The 4,379-nt window shown below is 76.3% G+C and carries 7 protein-coding genes; 6 read left to right on the forward strand and 1 reads right to left on the reverse strand.

All coding sequences use genetic code 11. The annotated features are described in order from the left end of the window. From ACOV8S_RS04970 to ACOV8S_RS04985, 4 genes are all read left to right on the forward strand, one after another. Nucleotides 1-769 (forward strand): hypothetical protein (locus ACOV8S_RS04970; protein ID WP_448316298.1); only part of this gene is annotated, 769 nt, incomplete at its 5' end. Between the two features lie 133 nt (nt 770-902). Continuing rightward, the gene (locus ACOV8S_RS04975; RefSeq protein ID WP_448316299.1) at nt 903-1,166 is read left to right on the forward strand and encodes a thiamine-binding protein; all 264 of its coding nucleotides are present in this window, start codon (nt 903-905) and stop codon (nt 1,164-1,166) included. A gap of 59 nt (nt 1,167-1,225) precedes the next feature. Continuing rightward, nucleotides 1,226-1,588 carry a helix-turn-helix domain-containing protein gene (locus ACOV8S_RS04980; RefSeq protein WP_448317354.1) on the forward strand — a complete coding sequence of 121 codons (363 nt, stop codon included), beginning with the start codon at nt 1,226-1,228 and terminating at the stop codon, nt 1,586-1,588. A 64-nt stretch (nt 1,589-1,652) separates the two neighbouring features. After that, nucleotides 1,653-2,285, forward strand: coding sequence for a DedA family protein (locus ACOV8S_RS04985; RefSeq protein WP_448316300.1), 633 nt, complete (start codon nt 1,653-1,655; stop codon nt 2,283-2,285). A gap of 39 nt (nt 2,286-2,324) precedes the next feature. Here the strand turns inward: ACOV8S_RS04985 and ACOV8S_RS04990 are convergent, their stop codons facing one another. Next, complete coding sequence (locus tag ACOV8S_RS04990; RefSeq protein WP_448316301.1) at nt 2,325-2,984, reverse strand: hypothetical protein; 660 nt, start codon at nt 2,982-2,984, stop codon at nt 2,325-2,327. A 408-nt stretch (nt 2,985-3,392) separates the two neighbouring features. Here ACOV8S_RS04990 and ACOV8S_RS04995 point away from each other — a divergent pair, with 408 nt between their 5' ends. Further along, nucleotides 3,393-4,043 (forward strand): 2'-5' RNA ligase family protein, encoded by a 651-nt coding sequence (locus ACOV8S_RS04995; protein WP_448316302.1) that lies wholly within the window; start codon nt 3,393-3,395, stop codon nt 4,041-4,043. Between the two features lie 33 nt (nt 4,044-4,076). After that, nucleotides 4,077-4,379, forward strand: a 303-nt coding sequence (locus ACOV8S_RS05000) for a 2-oxo-4-hydroxy-4-carboxy-5-ureidoimidazoline decarboxylase (RefSeq protein ID WP_448316303.1), incomplete at its 3' end; no start/stop codon positions are given.

A 4,379-nucleotide genomic window follows, 5' to 3' on the forward strand; every position in this document is an offset into this window, starting at 1 on the left:
GGCGAAGGGGTCCTCGAGGGTGGCCGCGCCGGGCGCGGCGCCCGGCGCGGCCACCCTCGAGGACCCCTTCGCCGGGTCCCCGGCCGCCCGCTGGGAGGAGGGCGCGGAGAGCATCGTGATGCCTCCCGCGAAGGCGACCGGCGTCTTCTCGCGGCACCAGGTCGAGCGCGCCCTCGAGGGGACCCGCACCCTGCTGGTCGACGCCAACGTCGCCCCGGCCACCCTGCGCGGGGCGCGGCCGAAGGCGGCGCTGGGCGTCCTGGACCCGCTGCAGCCCGAGCTCCTGGAGGACCTGAGGAGGTCGCTGCGCGACCCGGGCGAGGAGGACGACCCGCTGCTCGTGTTCAGCCGGTTCGACCCGGACGAGGTTCGCGTCGTCGGCGACCGGGTCCGTGTCCGCGGCCGGACGACGCTGGAGGAGGGCGAGCGCGGAGCCCTCTCCATCACCGCCGACTACACCTTCGTCTACCCGGTGACCCGGGCCGGCGAAGGCTCCACCGAGGTGACGCGTGCCGTGGTGCGCCGGGTGCTGAAGCTGGAGATGCCCGACCCCGAACGCATCGTGGCGACCCCCGGCAAGCTCATGATCAAGCGGTACGACAGCGAATGGAGCAACGGGGGCTGCGGGGCCCCCGACGGATGGGCGCACCCCGAGTTCCCCTCCGACCCGCACGAGGCCGCGCCGTCGGCCACAGCCACCGTCGACCCCTACGACCGCAGCGGCGCCGTCGGGGCCGGCGGCGAGTGCGGGGTGCTCTCCCGCATCTGACCGACCACCGGGCCGCCGGACCACCGGGCCGCCGGACCGCCGGGCCGCGGCGGCCGGGCGGCCGTCGGTTAGAGTCGCCGCCGGGCCGGGCGCGGACGTCGGGCCCGGTGCTCAGGGTGCTCTGGGGGCAGGAATGCGTGTGCGGGTGGAGTTCACGACCGAGCCGTTCGACCTCGACGAGGTCCCCGGCCACGCGGTCGCGGCCCGGGAGGCCGTCGAAGGGGCCCGAGGGCTGGAATCCGTCGACGTGGGCCCCTTCGGCACCACCGCCGAGGGCGACGCCGAGACCGTGCTCGCCGCGGTCGACACCGTGCTGCGCCGCTCCCTGGGGGCCGGGGCGTCCCGCGTCACGCTGCAGGTCAACGTGGTGGACGCCGCCGAGGGGGATGCCGGGTGAGCGCCGCCGGGAGTGCGCGGGAGCGGTTCGTCGACGCCGTGCGGCCGCTGGCCGACGCCATGGGCGCCGTGCTGCTGCCCCCGCAGGAGGCGGGCCCGGACGACGTGGTGCTGCGCTGGGAGGGGGCCGAGGCGGTCGCCGTCCGGCTGCCGCAGCTCGCCGAGTCGCTGGACCACGTGCTGGCCGCCATGGAGCGCACGGCCGGCGGGCCGCTCGCCGCACTCGACCGCAGGGCCAAGCAGGAAGTGGTCCGCACCCTCGAGGCCCGCGGCGCGTTCGCCGTCCGCCACGGCGTGGAGACGGTGGCGGGCGCGCTGGGCGTCAGCCGGTTCACCGTCTACAACTACCTCAACCGGGCGCACGGGGAGCGGGCCCCGGAGCGAGGACGGGACGAAGGTCCGGGCGGGCCCCCGGTCGGCTGAACCGGACCGCGCCCGCACCCGCAGGCACCCGGCCGGGCGGCGCCCTCGCGCCTACGATGACGCCATGGCCCACCCCCTGCCGGGCCCCCTGGCGCATCTGGAACCCCTGCTCGGCCACTACGGCTACTGGGCCGTGGCCGGCGTGATCCTCGTGGAGGACTTCGGCGTCCCCATCCCCGGCGAGGCGATCCTGATCGCCGCGGGCGTCCTCGCGGGAGCGGGACGGCTGGACATCGTCGCCGTGGCGCTGATCGCTTTCGCCGCCGCCGTCATGGGCGACAACATCGGTTACCTGATCGGCCGGTACGGAGGACGCGCCCTGGTCCACCGCTGGGGCAGGTACGTGTTCCTGACACCGGAGCGGTTCGCCAGGGCCGAGGCCTTCTTCGCCCGCCACGGGGGCAAGATCGTCACCGTGGCCCGGTTCGTCGACGGTCTGCGCCAGGTCAACGGGATCGTCGCCGGCACCACCGGGATGCCCTGGCGCCGGTTCCTCGCCTTCAACGCCCTCGGCGCGGCCCTGTGGGTGGGCCTGTGGGCCACGCTCGCCTATGCCGCCGGGGACCACATCACCGAGATCTACGCCACCGTCTCGCGCTACCAGCGGTGGGTGCTCGTGGGGCTCGGCGTCCTGGTCGCCGCGGTCGTCGCCCGGTACCTCCTCCGCCGCCGTCACCGCCGGGCGGAGCGGCCGTGACCCCGGGGCGGGTCGCGGACGTCTCGGGCCGTCGAGCCGTCAGGCCGTGGGGGCCGCTCGGTCGATGTCGGTGTGGAGATGGGACATCAGCTCGCTCATCTCGGTGACCTCCGGGGAGTCGGGCGCCGCCCCCCGGGCGAGGCCCGCCAGCCATTCGGTCGTGGCCAGGGCCAGTAGCGTCGCGTCCTCGGAGCGGCGGTCGCCGAGCAGCCCCTCCAGACGCTGGGCGATGTCGGGAAGGGTCTCCTCGTCGGTGGCCGGCGGCAGCACGTCCCGCAGCTCCGGCGGGAGCGGCGAGCGGCCGCGGTGGGCGCGCACCGCGTCGAGGACGGCGGCGTTCTCGCCGAAGTGGTCCAGGTTCTCGGTCAGGACGAGGAGCCGGGCCGTCAGGCGCGGCAGACCCGGATGACCGTCCAGCCACTCCAGCACCTGGCGGTATCCGCCGAGACGCTCACTCACCTGGCTCAGGCGCTCCTCGGCGCGCGGCGACAGGGACCAGCGCTGGGGGAGGAGCATGGCGACCTCCTCGGCCAGCCTCGCCTCGTCCTCGGGCGCCAGTGCGCCGTCCTCGAACCGGTTGGCCAGGTACTGGTCGATCCCGAACGCGTCGGGGCCCGGGTCGCCGGGTGGGTCGTGCGCCTCGTTGCGCAGACGGCGCCGCAGTCTCCCGGTGACCCTGCTCAGTGGCTTGTCGTGCATCGGTCCTCCCGTCGGCCCCGTCGACGACCTTCCCGCGCGGCTGACCCCGGCCGGATCGGGCGTGCGAGGTTCGCCGCCGCACGGGCCCGCTGCCGCCGGCCCCACTGTGCCGTTGCGCGTGCGGCCGCGCATGCCGGCCGGGGCGGGCGGGTGACCTGGAGGAGGGCCGCCCGGCCGGTCAGGTGTGCTCTCCGGGCCCGGAGGGCGGCGCCTCGCTTCCCCGCAGCGCCCGCCGGAGCGCCTCCAGCCGCCGGTACAGCCGCGGCCGGTGCTCGGCCCCCTGGAGCAGATCCAGCAGCTGCCGCGGGAACACCGCGAAGGCCGGTTGTAGCCGGCAAGGGCCTGCCCCGCATGCGTCGCCCGGCCTCCCCCCGAGCGGTGGGAAGGCCGGGCGCTATCGTGAACGCCATGCAGCGCCGCGTCACGTCCCCCGGGGTGCCCCGCACCCCCTCGGCCGGCGACACCCTTGGTCAGGCCGAGGCCGAGGAGGACGAGGGCTGGCCGGTCGCCGTCGGGACCACCTCGCTGAGCGTCCCGCTGCCCGGACTCGACCGCCTGGTCGCCCCCTGGCGGCGCGCCTGGGACACCGCGGCCCGCCACGGCGGCACCGCCCACGCGACCGTCCTGTTCCCCTTCCTGTCCCGCGAGCGGGTGGACGGCGAGGCCCGCGCCGCCCTCGCCCGCGTCTTCGCGGCCCACCCGCCGTTCGAGCTGCGGTTCAGCGGGTGCGCCCGCTTCCCGGGCGTCCTGTGGCTGCGCCCCGAGCCGGACGCGCCGCTGCGCTCCCTCACCGCGGACGTCACCGCGCACTGGCCCCGACACCGTCCGTACGACGGGTTGTTCGGGGACCTCGACCCCCATGTCACCGTCGCCAACAGCGGTGACGCGCGGCAGCACGACCTGATCGAGGCGGCGCTCGCCCCGCACCTGCCGCTGACCGAGCGGGTGGAGGCGGTCGACCTGGTGGCGTACGACGGAGTCGAGTGGCGGCCGTGGCTCCGCTTCTCCCTCGGCCGGGCGGACGGCCGGCCCGTCGGCCATTCTTCAACAAATTGTTGACGCCCGGCGGCCGGGTGGGGTTGGCTGCCTGATGTGACAGCGAGCTCTCCGACACCGGCCTCCCGGGGCCTCGCCCGGTTCAACACCCTGGACGAGGCCGCCGCCAGGGCGGTCCTGGGCGAGATCTGCGCCGCCCCGTCCTGGGCCTCGTACCTGCTCGCGCGCCGTCCCTACGCCGACGCCGAGGCACTGTGCGCCGCCGGGGACGCGGCGACGGCGGCCCTGACCGCGGCCGGCCTGGCCGAGGCCATGGCGGCGCACCCGCCGATCGGGCGGCCGAAGCCCGGCGACCCGGCGTCCGCCCGGGCGCAGCCCGGCATGGCGGGCGCCCCCGCC

It is taken from the genome of Streptomyces sp. CO7 (assembly GCF_053474865.1).

Excerpts from the sequence above, each read along its gene's own strand:
- ACOV8S_RS04995 (WP_448316302.1), top strand. The coding sequence starts at position 3,393 with ATGCAGCGCCGCGTCACGTCCCCCGGGGTGCCCCGCACCCCCTCGGCC.
- ACOV8S_RS04985 (WP_448316300.1), top strand. The coding sequence starts at position 1,653 with ATGGCCCACCCCCTGCCGGGCCCCCTGGCGCATCTGGAACCCCTGCTC.
- ACOV8S_RS04990 (WP_448316301.1), bottom strand. The coding sequence starts at position 2,984 with ATGCACGACAAGCCACTGAGCAGGGTCACCGGGAGACTGCGGCGCCGT.
- ACOV8S_RS04975 (WP_448316299.1), top strand. The coding sequence starts at position 903 with ATGCGTGTGCGGGTGGAGTTCACGACCGAGCCGTTCGACCTCGACGAG.
- ACOV8S_RS04980 (WP_448317354.1), top strand. The coding sequence starts at position 1,226 with ATGGGCGCCGTGCTGCTGCCCCCGCAGGAGGCGGGCCCGGACGACGTG.